We start from the raw sequence: 19516 nt of genomic DNA, 5'->3' as shown, positions 1-19516 counted from the left end.
TCCGCATCACTGTATTAGGCAGGTGCGGAAGCTTTTTTATCTGTGAGAGCACGAATCAGCTTATCGCTGCAGCCAAGGAGAGCTAGCTTTCTGTCCAGCTCTCGTCAATACGGTAAACTTGATCTGGAAAGCTTGGGTCATCCTCGATGTCTAGCTGACCGAGCTCACTGCCACTATCAGTGAAGCGCATAACGGCAGGCTGCTGAGCTTGATGGCGTGGCCAGCCTCCAGTGTCGACAGTTTCCGGCTTGCCGGTAAGTGCGAATGCTGTCCATGCGCCATGCATGGCCGCGGCAAGCCTATGCTCATTCTCTCCTACCGTACGACCAAATACGAAGGGCATCTCGTCGCCGTGCGCTGATTTCAATGCTTCTTTACGCTCAAAGCTGTACATCCAGACATTCGCTCCAGCATTGCTGTAAGCAGCGGCTGTCCGCGCGGCGGAAATGCGATACATATAATCTGTAATTACAGCCTGCCAAGCCTCAACATTGGATGGCTCTTGCAACATGCTGCTGCCGCTTCGCCGCAAGTAGGCTGCTTTGATTAAAGGTGCGTTATCGCCGAACATGCGGCTAAGGAAACCGTCAGGCCCAAAGCTGTTACCTCCAGGCGTGCCAATCTCCAGGTTGGCTGCTTCGTGGCGATTTGTCCCGATTAATAGCGGTGGCATCGAAGGGCGCTTTCGCAAAATAGACTGCATTGGCGGCGATTCAATCACTACACCATCAACGACTGGACCGAATAAATGTACGCCGCTGAAATCTCGGCATAGTGCTGCCTGTGCCTCCATTAAGACTTCAATTGGCAGGTCCAGCAGCTTGCCTGCTTCGTTTTGCTGCAGCTCCAGCAGCTTCAAATAATTGGCTGCAACTGCTTTGGACGTATGCTGGTCGCGTATCGCCTGAACCGCTCCACTCTGAGCGATGGCGCCATGGAATAAGCCGTCTGCCAGCGGTGAAGCAAGCAAGCCGCCCACGCATTTTGCTCCTGCCGATTGCCCCATAATTGTAATTCGATTCGGATCTCCACCGAAAGCAACGATATGCGCCCTCGTCCATCGCAAAGCTTCTATCAGATCGAGTATGCCGCAATTGCCTGAGGAACGATAATCTTCGCCAAGAAAGCTGGACAGATCGAGAAAACCCAATGCCCCCAAACGATAGTTAACCGTTACGACTACAAGGCCTTGATCAGCAAAGGTTCCGCCGTGAAAAGCGGGATCTGAGCCAGCCCCTCCTGTGAAGCCTCCGCCGTGAATGAACAAAAGCACGGGACGAAGCGGGCTGTTTATGGCTTGTGTCCAGATGTTGAGCGTCAAGCAGTTTTCAGATTGGCTCTTGTTAAATTCCAGAACACCAGGCTGACAAGCAGCAGCTCCAAAGCGGTTTGCTTCAAGTGTGCCCTCCCATGGCAGCTTCGGCTGCGGCGGCAGAAAACGCCGTTCGCGACCAATGGGCGGCTCAGCATACGGCACACCATAAAAAGCGAGCCGTTCATTCTCGAATATGCCGCGCACTTTTCCCAGGGCGGTATGTACGATCGGAGCAAGCTTGTCGCTTGTAGATGTGTATAGATGGTCGGAAGTCGTATTGTCCATTGTGAAACGCCTCCTTGTTTAAATAGCAAATAATATTAAATAAGCAGCAGACAGGCTGCAGCAATTGGCGTTGCAACCATGCCAAATTTCAACACCGAAGCAGGGGCACGCTTCGTAAGCTTCGCTCCTGCATAAGAACCGGTCATCGAGCCAGCAAGTACGGCAAGCAGCAGCTTAGTGTCGAGGCTCCCCTCATAATAATATCCGACGCCTGCTGAAGCGGCAATTGGCAGAATGACTAGCATTGTCGTTCCTGCAGCAAGTCGAATAGGCAGCCCAAGCAACAGCATGAGGCCAACTTGAATGAAAGGAGTTGAGCCGATTCCGAACGTTCCGGACAGAAAGCCAGTGGCAGCACCAATCGCAGAAGAAGTCAGGATGAAGCGTACGCCACGCGTAGTTGGCACGTCAAGTACAAGCTTACGAAGTACTGTAAGCCGCAGCCATAGCACGAGGCTGGAAAGTGTAAGCATCCCCGCCGTACACCAGGTCATGATTTCGGCAGGAATCGTGAATGCAACCGTTGACCCGAACCAAGCCCCTACAGCGCCTGTCAGTCCTACAATGACGCCGCTTGCAAGATCTACATTTTGCTCGCGAAAGTGGCTCACTGCGCCTGACAGAGAGGTGAACATCATGGCCGCAAGCGCTGTTCCCATCGCCAGATGAATATCAACCTTGAAGATGACCGTCAGAATGGCGATCATAAAGCCCGAGCCGCCAGCGCCAACAAAGCCGAGCAGCAAGCCCATCGCAAACATGGACAAAATAATCCATAGTATGGTCATGTATCGTCCCTCTTTTCGAGTCTAATTGTAGTATAATGGAATCCATAATGTCTAATGCATTAAATTCATTATATCTATGCGCTCTGCGCATGAATTTCATATTAAAGCATAAGAATAGGGGGATGCCAATGGAATGGCAGCAGCTTGAATACTTTTTAGCTGTCGCGCGCCTGCAGCATATGACTGAAGCTGCCAAGCGATTGTCAATCTCGCAGCCTGCGCTTAGTCGATCAATCGCCAAGCTGGAGCAAGAGCTTGGCGTGCCGCTTTTTGAGCGGGAGGGGCGAAATATCCGACTAAACCGATACGGCGAACGGTTTGCAGCCAGAGTAGAGCAGGCATTGGAAGCAGTTCGGCTAGGCAAGGAGGAGCTGCGCGATTTGACAGACCCGGAGAGTGGTACGATCGTCGTTTCTTTTCTGAAGTCGCTTGGGCTGTCCGTTTTCCCGCGGCTGATGAGCAGCTTTCTCAAGGAAGCGCCTCGTGCACAGTTTCAGCTTTATCAGCAATCGACGCGCGAGATGCTTGATAAGCTGGAACGTAGTGAAATCGACTTTGCTTTATCCTCTATGACAGAGTCGCGCAACGGAATAGAATGGCGGTTTCTGTGGGAGGAGGAGCTCTTCGCCTACGTGCCTGTCGATCATTCGCTCGCTTGTCAAGACGCGATCGATATTGTTGCATTGTCGGAGGAACGCTTTATAGCTGTCAAGCCGGGCTATGGCTTGCGAACCATTACAGACCGTCTTTTCAACGCTGCGGGAGTCACCCCGACCATCTCCTTTGAGGCAGAAGAGGTTGTTAGTGTGGCAGGATTCGTCGCCGCCGGACTTGGTGTTACCTTGCTGCCCCGCTTGCCAGAGCTGCATGAGGACAAGCTGGCGCGCATCCGCGTTACAGATCCGGAATGCCGACGACATATTGGCCTCGCCTGGAAAAAGGACGGCTACTTATCGCCTGCTGCCGAAAGGTTCAGAGCATTTTTAATTAAGGCTTATTCCACTCCCTAAAGGAATAAGCCTTTTCGGTATTGCTGTTCAAGGCATTTTAGAAGCATCAATATAAACGTTTCGAAATATTAAAAATTACTACTTGAATACGATTTCAATTTCATATATAATCATTTTCGAAACGTTTCGATTGTTATTATCTTTGAAAAAACATGCTTTTTGGGGACGTTTTAAGTGAAATAAAAACGTTTCACCTCGAATGCTCAAACATTACCAGTCGAAATTTTGCATGAAGCATTGGAGGTAGGGAATCCAAGTTAATGGGTGGGTGAACCGAGACGTTTAGTTTTGCTAACGATGTTTCCCGAGCAACATCCACAAATGATCAGAGAGGGGTTTGTTTAATGAAAAAGACATTTGCAATGATTACAACGGTCGCTTTAACTGCAGGCTTGCTGGCTGGCTGCGGTGCTGACAACAAAAATGAAGGCAGCACCAACACGGGAAATGGCGGGTCCGCAAACGAGAAAGTTACGCTTAATGTTTGGGGGATGGGAGAAGAAGCCAAAACGCTTCCTAAGCTTGCAGAGGAATTCACCAAAGAAAATCCGAACATTACGATCAACGTTCAAGCGTTGCCTTGGGCGCAAGGTCACGAAAAGCTTTTGACGGCGATCGCCTCCAAGAAAGGCCCGGATGTTATTCAAATGGGTACGTCCTGGATTCCTGAATTTGCGGAAGCTGGAGCTTTGGCGGATTTGACGCCTTATATTGAGCAATACGAAGAGTTGAACCCGGAGAATTTCTACTCAGGAGCGGTAGAAGCAGGTAAATCCGGCGACAAATACGTCGGCTCGCCATGGTATGTCGAGACCCGGGTGCTCTACTACCGTACTGATTTGCTAAAAGAAGTGGGCTATGACGCAGCTCCGCAAACATGGGAAGAGCTGTCCGATGCAGCTCAGAAGCTTGCCGCACGCGGTGAAGGAAAATACGGCATCAGCATCGATCCGAAGGAGGAGTCGCTAGGCTTTATGTTCTCTCGCCAAAATGGCGCCGAATGGTTTACGGCGGACGGACAGCCAAACTTCAGCGATGACAAGTTTGTTGAAGCAGTAGAATACATCAACAGCTTCTATCAAAATGGTTCAGCGCCAAAGGATCTTGGACTTGATATTGTTCCGGCCTTTAAGGAAGGCATCCTGCCTATTTTCATCAGCGGTCCATGGATGATCAAGCTTATTCAGGATCAAGCGCCGGAAATTAATGATAAATGGGCGATAGCGGTGCTTCCGAAGAAAGAAAACAACATATCGCTGCTTGGCGGTTCCAATCTGTCTATCTTTGAATATTCCACTAATAAGGATGCAGCAGCGAAATTTATCGCATTTATGAGTAAGCCTGAAACCCAAATGAAATGGATGGAGCATACTAGCTCTCTGCCAGCTGCAACAGCGGCCTGGGAAAATGATACCCTTAAAAATGATCCATTCTACAAAGTAATTGGAGAGCAATTGAACGCGGCACAGCCTATGCCGGTAATCGCAGAGTGGACAAAAATCAATCAAAGCTATTTGAAGCACTTCGAGGTTATTTATCGCAGTAATGCAGACGTTAAGAAGGAGCTTGAAGCCTTTAACGAGGAAGCAGCCAAAATTTTGAAATAAGGCTGTTGTTCGAAGCCGAATCCGATTATAGTGAGCTGGCTGAACAGGCCGGCTCGCTCTCATATATGCCCTTGGCATGAAAGAAGGAAGTGAGATTTCCATGAAGGGTTTCCTGAATAAACAAGCGCCGTATATTTTCATCGCGCCTACTTTGATTTTACTTACCTTGTTCTCCATTGTTCCGATTCTGGTTGCACTTGTAATCAGCTTTACAGATATGGACCTGGGAGGGCTAGCAAACTTTAATTCGATCTCGTTTATCGGCTTCGAGAATTATGTCGAGGTATTAAAGGATCCCGTTTTCATGAAGGCGATCTACAACACGATCTTCTATGTCGTGATTGGCGTACCGCTCGTCATTTTATTCTCGCTTGCCATCGCTTTGCTTATCAACCTTGGGACCTCCCGGATATTCAAAGCCTTTCGCGTTGTCTATTATCTCCCTTCCGTGACGAACATCGTAGCTGTCGCGGTTGTTTGGAATTACCTTTATAATCCTACACTCGGCCTTTTCAATTATTTGCTGAATTTGGTCGGGCTGCCTGATGTACCTTGGCTGACGGAGCCGACTATCGCCAAGCTGTCCTTGATTTTGCTCGCATTGTGGAAGGCGGTCGGTTTGAACATGATTATTTTCATTGCTGCGCTGCAGGGCATTCCCAAATCGTATTACGAGGCTGCACAGCTTGACGGAGCGAACACGTGGCAGCAAGTAACGCGCATTACGATTCCTATGCTTCGCTTTGCCATTTTCTTCGTGTCGATTACGACGATGATCGGCTGGCTGCAGTTCTTCGAGGAGCCATTTGTCATGACCCAAGGCGGACCGCTTGACGGAACATTGTCCGTGGCGCTGTTCATTTACCAAAACGGCTTTAAATTCAATAATTTTGGTTACGCAGCTGCAGGCTCATTCGTGCTGTTCGTATGCATTATTGCCATTACGCTCGTTCAGCTTAAGCTTCAGAAGAACGAATCGGACATGACGTAAGGAAAGGGGGATACCAATTTGAGTACTGCAATGGAAGGGAAAAAGAAAGATTCACGAAAGCAGTCGAGCGGTGCGGCGTTCCAGTGGCTCTCCGGCATCGTGCTTACGATAGGCGGCTTGTTCTTCCTGCTTCCGTTTTTCTGGATGATTACGTCATCTTTCAAGCCTGAAGGAGAAATCGTGCAAATTCCGCCGACCTTTTGGCCGGAATCGTTCACGATGCACAATTTTACCTACTTGTTTAACAATATGAAATTCGACGTTTATTTCAAAAATACGTTGATCATTGTTTTGTTCTCTTATATCGGCTTGCTGCTTAACGCTCTTGCCGGCTTTGGCTTTGCGAAATACGATTTCAAGGGACGCAATGCCTTGTTTGTACTCGTGCTTGCCACGATGATGATTCCGAGCCAGGTTACGATGATTCCGGTCTACCTGATCCTGAATTCGCTCGGTCTCACGAATACGATGACAGGCATCGTCTTGCCTGGACTTGTAGGAGCATTTGCGATTTTTCTATTTCGCCAGTTTATGTCGACAATCCCGACGGAGCTGTTGGAAGCGACGCGATTGGACGGAGCAAGCGAATATCGGATTTTCGCGCAAATCGTGCTGCCTATTACGAAGCCGATTTTGGCCGTGCAAGCTATATTGACGTTTATAGGCGGCTGGAACAGCTTCTTGTGGCCGCTCATTATTGCAAATGATGAGAGTCTATATACGCTATCGGTCGGATTGTCTCTGCTTAAGGGACAATATGCTGCAAACTTCGGCCTGCAGATGGCGGGTGCGACATTTATGGTGGTGCCGGTTATTTTGCTGTTTACGTACTTTCAGAAGCATATCATTGAAAACTTTAGCATCTCCGGCATGAAATAGGGAGGATTTAATAAATTGAACAACTTAGATTTGCAAAAGCTGCTGGATGAAATGACGCTGGAGGAGAAGATTGACCAACTGCTGCAGCTTGCTCCAGCTTTTTTTGAAGGGGCCAATAGCGCTGGGCAAATTACTGGACCGCTTGAAGGTCTTGATCTTGCAGTGGAAAACGTTCGGCGGACGGGCTCTGTGCTCGGAGTCGGTGGTGCTGAAGAAGCCATTCATATCCAGGAGGCCTATCTGCGCCACAATCGGCTTAATATTCCGCTTTTGATGATGGCCGATGTCGTGCACGGCTATCGGACGATCTTTCCTGTGCCGCTTGCAATGGGCAGTTCATGGGATGTAGAGCTTGTGCGGCAGGCGGCAGCGATTGCTGCGAAAGAAGCAGCCGTGGCTGGCATTCATGTTACGTTTTCTCCGATGGCTGATCTGACGCGAGATCCTCGCTGGGGACGCGTTATGGAATCGACAGGCGAGGACCCGTGGCTTAACGGGCAATTCGCACGAGCATTTGTGCGCGGCTATCAAGGCGAGGGCATAGCCAATGAACCCTACAAGATTGCAGCATGCATCAAGCATTTTGCAGCTTATGGCGCTGCTGAAGGCGGACGGGATTACAATACCGTCGATATGTCGGAATGGATGCGGCGTGAATTTTACATGCCGTCGTACCGCGCCGCGCTTGAGGAAGGCTGCGAGATGGTGATGACATCATTCAATACGGTTGACGGTATACCTGCCACAGGCAATCGCAGACTGATGCGCGAGCTGCTGCGCAAGGAGTGGGGCTTTGACGGTGTCCTGATCTCTGATTGGGGCGCAGTCAAAGAGATGATTGCTCATGGCGTAGCTGAGGATGAGAAGGAATGCGCGCTTAAAGCGATCGAGGCAGGCGTTGATATCGAGATGATGTCGTCTTGCTACCCGCATCATTTGCAGGAGCTAATCGCAAGCGGAGCGGTAGACGTTCAGCTAGTAAATGAAGCGGTTATGCGCATTTTGCAGCTTAAGCATAAGCTTGGATTGTTCGAGAACCCGCACCGTTACGCAGATTCTGTGGCTGAACGGGAGATTTTGCTTAACGAGCAGCATCTTGCTGCAGCGCATGAGGCTGCGCTCAAGTCATCTGTCCTGCTGAAGAACGAAAGAAATGTGCTGCCGCTTGCCAAGGACGCAAAGGTAGCGCTGATTGGGCCTTTTGCTACAAGCGATGATCTGCTCGGTCCGTGGTCATGTATGGGCAAGCGTGAGGAAGCTGTTACACTGGCGGCTGGAATGCTTGGTGTTGCAGATCCCAATACAGTAACGGCAATCGGCTGCGGCGTGGAGCATATACCAGATGAGGAGCTTGCCGCAATGGTTGAGGCAGCGAACTCAGCGGAAGTCGTTGTCCTTGCATTGGGAGAAGACTCGGAAATGAGCGGTGAAGCGGGCTGCCGTGCAAATATTCAACTGCCAGACCGGCAATTGGAGCTGGTCAAACGGGTTCGCGCGCTTGGCAAGCCGCTGGTTGCGGTGCTGTTCAACGGTCGGCCGCTTGATCTTCACGGTGTGCTGGATGAGGCGGACGCAGTATTGGAAGCCTGGTATCCCGGAACGAGAGGCGGCGCTGCCATAGCGGAGCTGCTCTACGGCGAGGCCAACCCATCCGGGCGTTTGACGATGAGCTTTCCGCATTCAGTAGGCCAGGTTTCGGTTTACTACAATGCATTTAATACGGGGCGGCCGAAGGATGATCCAAACGCTCAGGTTCGTTATGTCTCGCAGTACCTGGACATTCCCAATGAACCGATGCTGCCATTCGGTTACGGCTTAAGCTATAGCTCATTTCGCTACGGAGAGGCAGCACTTTCGTCTCCCTTGATTCGTGCAGAAGAGAAGCTGCTGCTAACCGTGACTGTAACCAATGTTGGCGAACGGGCAGGCAGCGAGACGGTTCAACTGTATGTGCGCGATATCGCTGGTGAGACAGTACGTCCAATGCGGGAGCTGAAGGCATTTCGGAAAATTATGCTTGAAGCGGGCGAAACAAAGGAAATTGAATTTGAGATTAATGAACCGATGCTGCGATACCACCATGCAGATTTGTCATATAAAAGTGATCCGGGGAAATTCGAGGCAATGGTTGGCCCCAATAGCAAAGAGGTTCAAGCTCTGTCGTTCGAGCTCGTGTAAACGGAAAAGATAGAGAAATAGGGAAAGGAGCACGGTGATGAAGATAGAACAAATGGATAACACAACGATTTCCGTGCAAGTGGATGAGCTGTCGTTTACGTTCCTGAACAGCGGAGACCTGCGGAAGATCGCCTACAAGGATTTGATGATTAATCAGGTGATGTCAAATTCGCTGGATGGTTCAATGAACAATATATATTTGCGAGTGCGTAAGGAAGGGAAGATAGTAGCGGTGCCTCTGCTCGGTGTTCGTTCAGTGAGCAAGGTTAGTGCTTCCGATCAACGCGTTGAATGGACCGGTCATGTGCTGGGCGTTGCTTACCGCGTTACCTTTACGCTAATGCCTGGCTTCATATGGTTCTGGGAGGTTGCGCTTAGCGGAGAAGGCGTCAAGGCAGATCTCATTTATGGACAAGACTTGGGGCTGGCAGACCAAGGCGCTGTACGCAGCAATGAGGCGTACATGTCGCAATATATTGGACATACTGCATTTTGGACGGAAAAGAAAGGGTATGCGGTTTGCTCGCGCCAGAATCAGCCAATGTCGACCGGCTTCCCATATATGCAGCAAGGCTCTCTAACAGGAGCGATGGCGTATGCGACCGATGGTTTCCAGTTTTTTGGTCTCTCCTACAAGGAGACCAATATTCCAGAAGCACTTAGCAGCGAGCGATTGGCAAGCAGCGTATATCAGTATGAATTTGCCTATACCGCACTGCAGTCTGAGCTGGTAACTTTGGGTGAGGCGGAGACGACTTTTGTTTTCTATGGCCTATTGAAGCCAAACCATGCTGAAGCAATAGACGAATTGGAATATGAGGAAGAGATTCATGCCACATGGGAAAGCGCCAAGGCGCTGAAGACGAACGAGCTTCGTCCGATCGGTCAACGAGTGGCTTGGCATGAAGGCTTTGGCGAGACGCTGCGTGCCGAAGAAATGACGGAACAGGAAATTGAAGAGATGTTTCCTGTTCGCCTGCAGGAAGAGCGCGACAGCGGCGAGTTGCTGTCCTTTTTCACGGATCAATATGAGCATGTCGTGCTTAAAGCAAAAGAACTGCGGGTAGAACGTCCACACGGTCATATTCTGATGAGTGGGGACAACGCAAGGATGAACGAGCATGTTCTTTCATCGACGAACTATATGTATGGCATTTTCCATTCGCAGATTACGGTTGGCAACACGTCATTTAACAAGCTGATGACGAACGCGCGCAATGCGCTGAACGTGCTGAAGACGTCAGGCCAGCGGATTTATGTGGAGCTGGATGGTCGGTACCGTTTGCTGACATTGCCGTCTATGTATGAGCTTGGCTTCAACTATGCGCGCTGGCATTATAAGCTGAAGGAGGACTTCCTGACCGTCACCGCCTGGACGAAAGCGGATGCTCCAGACCTGGCGCTTGAAGTCATCTCTCGCAAGGGCAAAAATTACAGGTTCCTTGTAACGAATCAAATTACGATGAATGACAAGGAATATGAGCTTCCGTTCAGAATGGAGCAAGCATCAGACGAGCTTATTTTCCGAGCACATCCGCAATCGCTAAGCTCAAGTGTTTATCCGGAACTGAGCTTCGGCCTTCACATTTCAGGTGCAAGGATGAGTGTCAAAGACGAAACGGCGCTAGCAACCGAAGTTACTCCAGGCTCTGCATCAATCGTTGTGCTGGAGCTTGAACCGTCTGCAAAGTGGCGGATCACGATTCAAGGCAGACTGTACAACGCAGATGCCGCTACAACGGAGCAAAAGGAGCTGCCTGTGGAGGCTGAGGTCGAAGCCTACCGCGCCTTCCTTGCATCAGTCATGAACGACTTCGAGCTGTCGCATGCTAACGAGGAGAAGTCAAGGGAGCTGGAGAAATTTAACGCGCTAGCCTGGTGGTACACCCATAATATGCTCGTTCATTACTCTGTACCGCATGGACTGGAGCAATACAGTGGAGCGGCGTGGGGCACGCGCGACGTGTGCCAAGGGCCGGCAGAATATTTCCAGGCTATGGGCAAGCATGAACAGGTTAAGGAAATTCTAAAAACGGTTTATACGCATCAGTACATGGAAAGCGGCAATTGGCCGCAATGGTTTATGTTCGATCGGTATTACAGAATCCAGCAGGAAGAGAGTCATGGAGATATAATCGTATGGCCGCTGAAGCTGCTCGGCGATTACTTGCGTATAACAGGAGATTTTGCGCTTCTGGATGAGCGCGTGCCTTACACAACGCATGCTGGAGAATTGACAGCAGAGTCACATAGCATTCTGGAGCATGCACGCAAGGAAATTCAATTTATTAAGGATCATTTTCTACATGGAACACTGCTGTCATCTTATGGCGACGGAGACTGGGACGATACATTGCAGCCTGCTAATGCCAAGCTGAAGCAATATATGATAAGCAGCTGGACGGTATCCTTAACGTTCCAGACATTCACACAATTGTCTCGCGCGCTTGCCTCACAAGATGGAGAGCTTAAGGCTCTTTCGGCTGAGCTTGCGAATCTGGCGGAGGGCATCAAGGGCGACTTTAATCGCTATCTGGTGAAGGATGGCGTAACGGCAGGCTTTGCCTATATGGAGGAGCCGGAAAGCATCGATTTAATGCTGCATCCTGGCGATCAAAAAACGGGCATTGCTTACCGTTTGCTGCCAATGACGCGCAGTATGATCGGAGAATTGTTTGACAGGGAGCAAGCGGAGCATCATTACCAGTTGATCAAGCAAGAGCTGTTCTTCCCTGACGGCGTTCGACTTATGAACCGACCTGCAGACTATGCGGGCGGTGTCAGCAAAAGATTTAAGCGTGCTGAGCAGGCAGCCAACTTCGGCCGGGAGATCGGCTTGCAGTACGTTCATGCGCATATTCGCTTCATTGAGGCGATGGCTAAGCTGGGCAAGCCGGAGGAGTCATGGCAGGCGCTGTTGGCGATTAATCCGGTAGGGATAAGAAATGTCGTGGAGAACGCCGAGCTGCGGCAAAGCAATGCTTATTTCAGCAGCTCCGACGGCAAATTCGCCGACCGCTATGAAGCGCGCAGCGGCTTCGATAAGCTGCGTACAGGCGAGGTTCAGGTTAAGGGCGGTTGGCGTATTTACTCAAGCGGCCCAGGAATTTATATGAACCAGCTTGTGTCAAATGTGCTCGGCATTCGTCAGGAGGACGGTGAGCTTGTGCTCGATCCAGTACTGCCTGCCGATCTGGACGGATTGCGCTTCCGTTTCCGGTGGAGAGACAAAGATGTAGTATTTCATTATTCTATAGCAGGCAAGTCAGCCAGCAGCGTAACGATAAATGGTACGCCAGTTGAGGCAATCGAACAACCTAACCGCTATCGCCAGGGAGGTCTGCGGATCGGAAAAGAAGCGCTGGAGGCACTTCTTATCGCGAACGAGACCAATGAAATTATGATTACGATGGCTTAGTAAATAAAGTGAAGGCTCACAAACAGGGTTTTCAGGACGAAGAAGCTTGTACGCTAGCAGAAAACGAGGAGCACTAGCATAGTGATTAGGGAGCAAGTTCTTAGGAAACATAACATATCGTAGTATTCCTGTAGGACTGTATCCCTATTTCCTCGCTTTCTGCTATAATTGGATAGAAATCAATTGCGGTTAGCAAGCGATAGGAGAGATATATCTGTGGTAAGCATTAAAGACATTGCCAAGCATGCGGGGGTTTCCATCTCGACTGTATCCTATGCGCTCAACGGAAATCCTAAAGTTACAGAAGAGACTAGAAAACGGATTCTCGCTGTGGCCAATGAACTGAATTATGTGCCGAACGCCGCTGCCCGCACGTTAAAGAAAAGGGAAACGCGCATTATCGGAACGTTCCTGACAACCTTTGAAGGCTCTTTCTATGGAGGGCTGCTTCAAGGGATGAAGGAAATAATGAACAAGCTCGGCTATGATCTCGTTATTTGCAGCGGAACGCAGTCGCATCGAATGCTGTCTGAAGGTATGCTGGACGGGGCGATTATTCTTGATCGCGAGTTCTCTGATGACGAGCTCATTCAGCATGCGAACCGCGGGCACAAACTTGTGGTGCTCGATCGGGAGCTCAGCCATGAAAATGTTGTACAGGTATTGCTCGACAATAAAGCTGGCGCAACGTTTGCCATGGAGTATTTGATTAGTCAGGGACATAAGAAGCTGTATGCGGTAACAGGACCCGAGGGAACTTTTGACTCAGAGCAACGGCTTGCGGCAGCACGCCAAACCGTGGAGCGAAGCGGTTTGAATATAACGTACAAGGAGATTCCAGGTAACTTTGACAAAAAGAGCGGTTTTGCGGCGGCTGCCCAAATTATAGCAGAATATGATGGTCCAGCAGGTGTCTTTTGCTTGAACGATGAAATGGCAATCGGCATGTATGATGCGTTGAAGGAAACTCCTTATCGTATTGGCGAGCATGTACATGTGGTCGGATTTGACCATATCGACATCGCTGATTATGTCCAGCCGCGCCTGGCTACCGTCGATTATTCAGAACGCAGATGGGGCGCTGTAGCGGCGGAGCAGTTGATCAAGCTAATTGGCGGCAAGGGCACTGCCGAGCACGAGAGAATTTATGTTTCGCTTATTACGGGTGATTCGGTTCGGCCGGCGAACGTTAACATAGATGGTTAGCATGTATGGAGCTAAAAATAAACGAAATATTTGCTGTAACGATAAACCCCGAAATTGGAGTTGAGTCAGGTCTAATGAGCGTTAAAGGCCAGATGAAAATTCAATTGAGGGGATTTTTTATTAGGGCGTGTCTGAGAACTCCGAGGCCAGCCCATTTTGCCGAATTTTTGTTCCATGCAAGGCGCGTTTGGGAAGGCGTACCGGGCGTACGTCAAGCAAACGGAACGAAGCATGGGGCGAAAAGGCGGTGAAAGGGGCCCTTGAGCGGGTTTTTAGACACGCCCTAGTCTTGAGATGCTCTATACGGTGAATCAGCCAAGTATTCGTTGGCTTGGCGTACCGACGATTTTATAATCGTTAACATTTCAGAATTACGAACGATTTGCTCGTAAGCCGCGTCCTGCTTACGCTCAATTCGATTAAGAATAACCTCTGAGCTTTCCATTCGCGTTTCGAGATTATCAAAGCGTTGGTCAAAGCGAGATTCGAGATCCTCGAACCGTTGGTCAAAACGAGATTCGAGATCCTCAAAGCGTCGGTCAAAACGAGATTCGAGATCCTCAAAGCGTTGGTCAATACGCTCAAAACGTTGATCAATCTCCTCGAACCGTTGGTCAAAGCGAGATTCAAGATCCTCAAAGCGTCGGTCAATCTCCTCGAAGCGTTGATCAATACGCTCGAAGCGTCGGTCAATCTCCTCGAAGCGTTGGTCAATGCGCTCGAAGCGTTGGTCAATCTCCTCGAAGCGTTGGTCAATTACTTCAAAACGTTGGTTTACTTCATGACGAAACTCCTGCATTTCCCGCAATATTTGTTTAAGCAATTCTTCCAAGTTCGTTACACCTCCCTTCAAATAAACTAATTTCATTATATATCAACAAATCAGAAAATGTATATAAGCTGTCATTCTTAGAGAAAAAAGTGATTTATTTGACACGGTTTATAAGAGATCTTTATAATGGTAATTGAACAATTGTTCAATAAAAATGTGAACTAAGCCTGAGGAGGAATCGGTTATGCGTTTGGAAGGTAAAGTAGCAGTCGTTACAGGGGCAGCATCCGGCATGGGGAAAGCGATTGCGGAGCTATATGCAAAAGAAGGAGCAAGCGTGGTCGTTTCTGATCTGAATATTGAGGGCGCTGAGGCAGTTGCAGCTGGCATTAATGCCAGTGGTGGCAAAGCAGTAGCAGTAAAAACGAATGTTGCCGATTTGAATGATGTGAATACAATGATCGATACTGCAGTAAACGAATTTGGAACACTCGATATTTTAGTAAACAATGCAGGCATTATGGATAATATGGCTCCCGCTGGAGATGTTGATGATGCAAAATGGGATTTAATTTTTGACATCAATACGAAAGGTGTTATGCGTGCCATTCGCAAAGCGCTTCCAATATTTCTGGAGAAAGGCAATGGTGTAATTATTAATACTGCATCGACTGGCGGCTTTAGCGGCGCACATGCAGGTGTCGCATATACTGCATCCAAGCATGCAGTTGTTGGTATTACGAAAAATACTGGCTTTATGTACGCGCAAAAAGGCATTCGCTGCAACGCAATCGCGCCGGGCGCGACAATGACGAATATTACAGCATCGATGAACAATGTCAATGAATTTGGTGTATCGCGCACAAAGGTTACGCAAGGTGTAATTCCTCGTGTTGGACAAGCAGATGAAATTGCGCAGGTCGCATTATTTTTAGCATCTGATGAATCCAGCTTTATTAACGGCGCGGTTATTGCGGCTGATGCGGGCTGGACAGCAGGCTTCTAAAAAACGATAAATGGGGGCACTCAAACGGAATCGTCTGCTCAGATATATACGATCACATATCAATAAGATGTTGTTGTTTAAACGACCACTTGCAGTTGTCCTGCTTGTGGTCGTTTTTTATTGAAACCTATATACTTCCCCCCTAACCAGAGAAATGTGCCCCTATATAAACGAGCAAAAGATGGATAAAATCAAATTGCAAATGAATGCGCTTACAAAAATGAAGGGTAAGGGAGGTGATTGCTGCCACAATAAAAATAACGATTCCAAATAGAGGAGGAAGGACGCTTTATGAAAAGGATGAAAAAAGCAGTTTCGTTGCTGCTGCTAGCAGTGCTTTTCCTACCATTGCTGCCCCATGTAGCGCAAGCCGCAGCAACCGGCGCGCCAGGTACGCCAAGCCTGTACCAAAGCAACTGGGACAACAGTCCTAACTATTCCATTGGCTTCAACATGTGGTGGGGCAACAATGGCACGAGCTGGAGGCTATATGAAAATGATGTACTCGTTCACTCCGAGGCGTTAACGGATCAATCACCAAATGCGCAAGCTGCAACTTTTGCTTTCACGAACAAGCCCTCTGGCACTTATGTATACAAAGTGGAATTAAGCAATACTTATGGTACAAGCTCTTCGGGAACGCTTTCCTACACCGTAGTCAATCCAAACGGAAGTGATACAGAGGCTCCTTCTGTGCCTGCAGGCTTAACGGCTTCCGATATTACAGAAAATTCTGTTAGCTTATTCTGGAATGCTGCAACAGACAATGTTGGCGTAGCAGGCTATGAGGTTTATCAGGACGGTGTGCTGACAGCAACAGTAACGAGTACCTCCCACACCGTAACAGGACTTTCCCCAGCTACATCCTACACCTACACCATCAAGGCAAAAGACAGTGCGGGTAATGTGTCGCCAGCAAGCGATCCGCTTGCGGTTATGACACTTGCTGCACCGATTGAGGATACAACAGCTCCTTCGACACCAGCGAATTTAACGGCAACAGCAGTAACAGCCAGCTCTGTCAGCTTAACCTGGTCAGCTTCTACAGATAATGTTGGCGTAGCAGGCTACACCTTGTCTTATGGCTCTGCAACTCTTTTTGTTACAGGAACGAGCACAACCGTGACGGGTTTAACACCAGAGACCGCCTACACCTTTACAGTTGCAGCCAAGGATGCAGCTGGCAATGTATCGGCGGCTAGCAACGCTGTAACCGTTACGACTCAGGCGGCAACGGCTGATCAGGAAGCATGCCGTCCTGAAGGCTTGTATGATTCAGGCGTAGTAGGTGTGCCATATTGTACAGTCTATGATACCGATGGGCGTGAGCTTCTTCCAAATGGGCTGGACCGTCGCATTATTGGCTACTTTACAAGCTGGCGTACTGGCGACAATGGCCAGCTTCAATATTTGGCATCCGATATTCCATGGGACAAACTATCCCATATTAATTACGCATTTGCTCATATTGATAATAATTACGAGGTATCGGTCGGTAGTCAGTATCCAGGCAATGCTTCAACTGACAAAACATGGCCAGGCGTAGCCGGAGCGGAGATGGACCCTGCCTATCCGTATCAAGGTCATTTCAATTTGCTTAACAAATTCAAAAAGCAGCACCCGGGTGTGAAAACATTAATTTCGATTGGCGGCTGGGCGGAAACCGGCGGCTATTTCAATGAAAATGGCGAGCGTGTAGCTAACGGCGGCTTTTATACGATGACAACCAATGCAGATGGCTCGATAAATTATGCCGGCATTGAGACGTTTGCCAACTCTGCGGTAGAATTTATCCGTGAATACGGGTTCGACGGCGTAGACATCGACTACGAATATCCGACTTCGATGAAGGATGCGGGCAATCCGCATGACTGGGCATTTTCTACTCCGCGTCTTGCAGGACTAAATCAAAGCTATAATGAGCTGATGAAGACGCTGCGTATAAAACTGGATCAGGCTGCGGCAGAGGACGGTAAATACTACTTGCTGACGATAGCTTCTCCATCCTCAGGCTATCTGCTTCGCGGTATGGAAACATTCAACGCCCTGCAATATTTGGATTATGTTAATGTGATGACATACGATTTGCATGGTGCCTGGAATGAATTTGTCGGGCCACAAGCGGCCTTGTATGATGATGGCAAGGATGCCGAGCTGAAGGCAGCGGGCGTGTATTCCACTGCTGAATATGGCGGCATCGGCTATTTGAACGCGGATTGGGCCTACCACTACATGCGCGGCATGATGCAAGCAGGTCGCATCAACATTGGCGTGCCGTACTACACGCGCGGCTTTCAAAATGTAGTAGGCGGCACCAATGGGCTGTGGGGCACAGCGAAAGGTACAGTTTGCCCGCCTGAGCTAGCTGGCAGATGTGGCGATGGTGCGCTTGGCATTGATAACCTGTGGCATGACAAAGATGATAATGGCAATGAGGTAGGCGCAGGCTCCAATCCAATGTGGCATGCGAAAAACCTGGAGGAGGGCATTGTAGGCTCCTATTTGAGCGATTACGGCTTGACGGATACGGCACTGACTGGCACCTACACGCGGTATTACGATAATACGTTAGTAGCGCCATGGCTGTGGAACAGCACGAAACGAGTATTTATTTCCACTGAGGATGAGCAATCGATCAATACGAAAGCAGATTGGGTTATTGAAAATGGCATTGGCGGCTTGATGATTTGGGAGCTTGCTGGAGACTACGGCTGGGATGCAAGCAAACAGGAATACGGAGTAGGCTATACGCTGACAAGCGCTATGCACAGCAAGTTTTCGAATACAACCCCTTATGGCAATACGAATCGTACGATTGAAATGCCAACTGAAAAACTGAATGCAACGATTGAATTTACAGGCTTTAAGCTCGGAGATCAAAACTTCCCAATCAATACAAAGGTGAAGCTGACGAACAATAGCAGCATCACCATTACAGGAGGATCTGTACTGGAGTTTGATGTACCAACCTCGACGAATGCTTTGTTCCGCAGCTGGAACGGTGATCAAGTGAACATTGTTTCTGCTGGACATACAGGCAATAATATCGGCGGCTTGACAGGAGATTTCCATCGAGTCTCCATCACAGTTCCAGGCTGGAAGTCCATTGCACCAGGCGCAACAGAGCTGTTCGATCTCGTTTATTACTTGCCGATTAGCGGTCCTGCCAACGCAACTATAACGATTAATGGCACAACCTATGCGTTAAATTAGCTTCATTTTCACAGTTTTTCAACACAGCAAAATGAGCCCGTCTAATGTGCAGGCGAGGCTCGTTTTGCATTCCTTTTTCACTGAACCACGGCAGCTCAGTTAAATCAGGGTGTACACAGCAAATAATCCGTTATATAATTCTCGCAATAGTGAATGCTAACACATTTATTGCACAACATATTAATATAGTGTTGAATATGTGGCTTATTACTGTGACAGGTTTCTGAGGAGAACATGAAGATGAATGAAAACGATTTAAGAGTAATAAAGACGAAATCTGCTTTGCACAAAGCATTACTGGTGCTGCTCAAAAACAATGCATTGGAGGAAATCTCAGTCTCAGCTCTTTGTCGCGAGGCTGGTGTTAACAGAGGTACGTTTTATTTGCATTATAAGGAGGTTAGTGCTCTGTTTGACGAGCATCTTCGCCAGCTGCTAAATGATTTGGAGCAATCGTTTTACGAGCCAATTCGCCAAACGCCAAGGCTAAGTGCAAGCGAGCTTGATCCTTCAACGATTCGCATCTTTCACCATGTAAAAAAGTATCAGCCGTTCTATGAAATTGTGTTTGATAAAAAATCATCGTTGTCCTACTATTATTCACTTTTTAATAAAATTAAAGCGTTATTGCAGGAAAGCGTTGCATCCGCCTCCAATTCCGCGGATTACAACGATTTCGATTTCATGCTATCCTACCAGGCCAACGCGATAATGGGGCTGCTCATCGGCTGGAGCGGGCAAGGCTTTGCAGCTAGTCCTGATTATATGAGCCAGCAGCTTGCCAACATCGTGCAAATGAAAGCCGTCAATGAACGAAAATGATCGGATTTTAGACATGCTCTAAAGCT

At 48.7% G+C, this 19516-nt stretch carries 13 protein-coding genes; 10 read left to right on the top strand and 3 right to left on the bottom strand.

Annotated features, from left to right (window positions below; genetic code table 11):
• Positions 1-82: 82 nt before the first annotated feature.
• Positions 83-1600, bottom strand: coding sequence for a carboxylesterase/lipase family protein (locus KJS52_RS08320; RefSeq protein ID WP_213514273.1), 1518 nt, complete (start codon positions 1598-1600; stop codon positions 83-85).
• Between the two features lie 35 nt (positions 1601-1635).
• Positions 1636-2388: a sulfite exporter TauE/SafE family protein gene (locus tag KJS52_RS08315; RefSeq protein ID WP_213514272.1), complete on the bottom strand. Its 753-nt coding sequence runs from the start codon at positions 2386-2388 to the stop codon at positions 1636-1638.
• Positions 2389-2516: 128 nt separating this feature from the next.
• Between KJS52_RS08315 and KJS52_RS08310 the strand changes: the two genes are divergently transcribed.
• The 7 genes from KJS52_RS08310 to KJS52_RS08280 all read left to right on the top strand — a co-directional run bounded on the left by KJS52_RS08310 (position 2517) and on the right by KJS52_RS08280 (position 13677).
• A complete protein-coding gene (locus KJS52_RS08310) occupies positions 2517-3398 on the top strand; it encodes a LysR family transcriptional regulator (RefSeq protein ID WP_213514271.1) in 882 nt (293 codons plus the stop codon).
• Between the two features lie 344 nt (positions 3399-3742).
• On the top strand, positions 3743-5005 hold the full coding sequence (locus KJS52_RS08305; RefSeq protein ID WP_213514270.1) for a sugar ABC transporter substrate-binding protein: 1263 nt from the start codon (positions 3743-3745) through the stop codon (positions 5003-5005).
• A gap of 100 nt (positions 5006-5105) precedes the next feature.
• Positions 5106-5996, top strand: a complete 891-nt coding sequence (locus KJS52_RS08300) for a carbohydrate ABC transporter permease (RefSeq protein WP_213514269.1) — start codon at positions 5106-5108, stop codon at positions 5994-5996.
• 30 nt (positions 5997-6026) lie between these two features.
• Positions 6027-6875, top strand: a complete 849-nt coding sequence (locus tag KJS52_RS08295; RefSeq protein WP_213514461.1) for a carbohydrate ABC transporter permease — start codon at positions 6027-6029, stop codon at positions 6873-6875.
• Positions 6876-6926: 51 nt separating this feature from the next.
• Positions 6927-9053 (top strand): glycoside hydrolase family 3 N-terminal domain-containing protein, encoded by a 2127-nt coding sequence (locus KJS52_RS08290; RefSeq protein ID WP_213514460.1) that lies wholly within the window; start codon positions 6927-6929, stop codon positions 9051-9053.
• A gap of 37 nt (positions 9054-9090) precedes the next feature.
• On the top strand, positions 9091-12471 hold the full coding sequence (locus KJS52_RS08285) for a GH36-type glycosyl hydrolase domain-containing protein (RefSeq protein ID WP_213514268.1): 3381 nt from the start codon (positions 9091-9093) through the stop codon (positions 12469-12471).
• A gap of 216 nt (positions 12472-12687) precedes the next feature.
• Positions 12688-13677: a LacI family DNA-binding transcriptional regulator gene (locus KJS52_RS08280; RefSeq protein WP_213514267.1), complete on the top strand. Its 990-nt coding sequence runs from the start codon at positions 12688-12690 to the stop codon at positions 13675-13677.
• 283 nt (positions 13678-13960) lie between these two features.
• Here the strand turns inward: KJS52_RS08280 and KJS52_RS08275 are convergent, their stop codons facing one another.
• Positions 13961-14545: a hypothetical protein gene (locus tag KJS52_RS08275; protein ID WP_213514266.1), complete on the bottom strand. Its 585-nt coding sequence runs from the start codon at positions 14543-14545 to the stop codon at positions 13961-13963.
• Between the two features lie 148 nt (positions 14546-14693).
• Between KJS52_RS08275 and KJS52_RS08270 the strand changes: the two genes are divergently transcribed.
• The 3 genes from KJS52_RS08270 (at position 14694) to KJS52_RS08260 (ending at position 19490) form a co-directional block, all read left to right on the top strand.
• On the top strand, positions 14694-15455 hold the full coding sequence (locus KJS52_RS08270; protein WP_213514265.1) for an SDR family oxidoreductase: 762 nt from the start codon (positions 14694-14696) through the stop codon (positions 15453-15455).
• Between the two features lie 291 nt (positions 15456-15746).
• Positions 15747-18668 (top strand): glycosyl hydrolase family 18 protein, encoded by a 2922-nt coding sequence (locus KJS52_RS08265; protein WP_246563307.1) that lies wholly within the window; start codon positions 15747-15749, stop codon positions 18666-18668.
• Positions 18669-18908: 240 nt separating this feature from the next.
• Positions 18909-19490, top strand: a complete 582-nt coding sequence (locus KJS52_RS08260; protein ID WP_213514264.1) for a TetR/AcrR family transcriptional regulator — start codon at positions 18909-18911, stop codon at positions 19488-19490.
• Positions 19491-19516 lie beyond the last annotated feature (26 nt).

Origin of the sequence: Paenibacillus montaniterrae, assembly GCF_018403185.1 — a bacterium.
GTDB lineage: Bacteria > Bacillota > Bacilli > Paenibacillales > Paenibacillaceae > Pristimantibacillus > Pristimantibacillus montaniterrae.
This window is presented reverse-complemented; position numbering and strand designations above follow the sequence as displayed.

Bases quoted from the DNA above. Each gene is read 5' to 3' on its own strand.
- KJS52_RS08310 (WP_213514271.1), top strand. From the start codon at position 2,517: ATGGAATGGCAGCAGCTTGAATACTTTTTAGCTGTCGCGCGCCTGCAG.
- KJS52_RS08270 (WP_213514265.1), top strand. From the start codon at position 14,694: ATGCGTTTGGAAGGTAAAGTAGCAGTCGTTACAGGGGCAGCATCCGGC.
- KJS52_RS08290 (WP_213514460.1), top strand. From the start codon at position 6,927: ATGACGCTGGAGGAGAAGATTGACCAACTGCTGCAGCTTGCTCCAGCT.
- KJS52_RS08295 (WP_213514461.1), top strand. From the start codon at position 6,027: ATGGAAGGGAAAAAGAAAGATTCACGAAAGCAGTCGAGCGGTGCGGCG.
- KJS52_RS08315 (WP_213514272.1), bottom strand. From the start codon at position 2,388: ATGACCATACTATGGATTATTTTGTCCATGTTTGCGATGGGCTTGCTG.
- KJS52_RS08300 (WP_213514269.1), top strand. From the start codon at position 5,106: ATGAAGGGTTTCCTGAATAAACAAGCGCCGTATATTTTCATCGCGCCT.
- KJS52_RS08275 (WP_213514266.1), bottom strand. From the start codon at position 14,545: ATGAAATTAGTTTATTTGAAGGGAGGTGTAACGAACTTGGAAGAATTG.
- KJS52_RS08265 (WP_246563307.1), top strand. From the start codon at position 15,747: ATGAAAAGGATGAAAAAAGCAGTTTCGTTGCTGCTGCTAGCAGTGCTT.
- KJS52_RS08285 (WP_213514268.1), top strand. From the start codon at position 9,091: ATGAAGATAGAACAAATGGATAACACAACGATTTCCGTGCAAGTGGAT.
- KJS52_RS08260 (WP_213514264.1), top strand. From the start codon at position 18,909: ATGAATGAAAACGATTTAAGAGTAATAAAGACGAAATCTGCTTTGCAC.
- KJS52_RS08320 (WP_213514273.1), bottom strand. From the start codon at position 1,600: ATGGACAATACGACTTCCGACCATCTATACACATCTACAAGCGACAAG.
- KJS52_RS08305 (WP_213514270.1), top strand. From the start codon at position 3,743: ATGAAAAAGACATTTGCAATGATTACAACGGTCGCTTTAACTGCAGGC.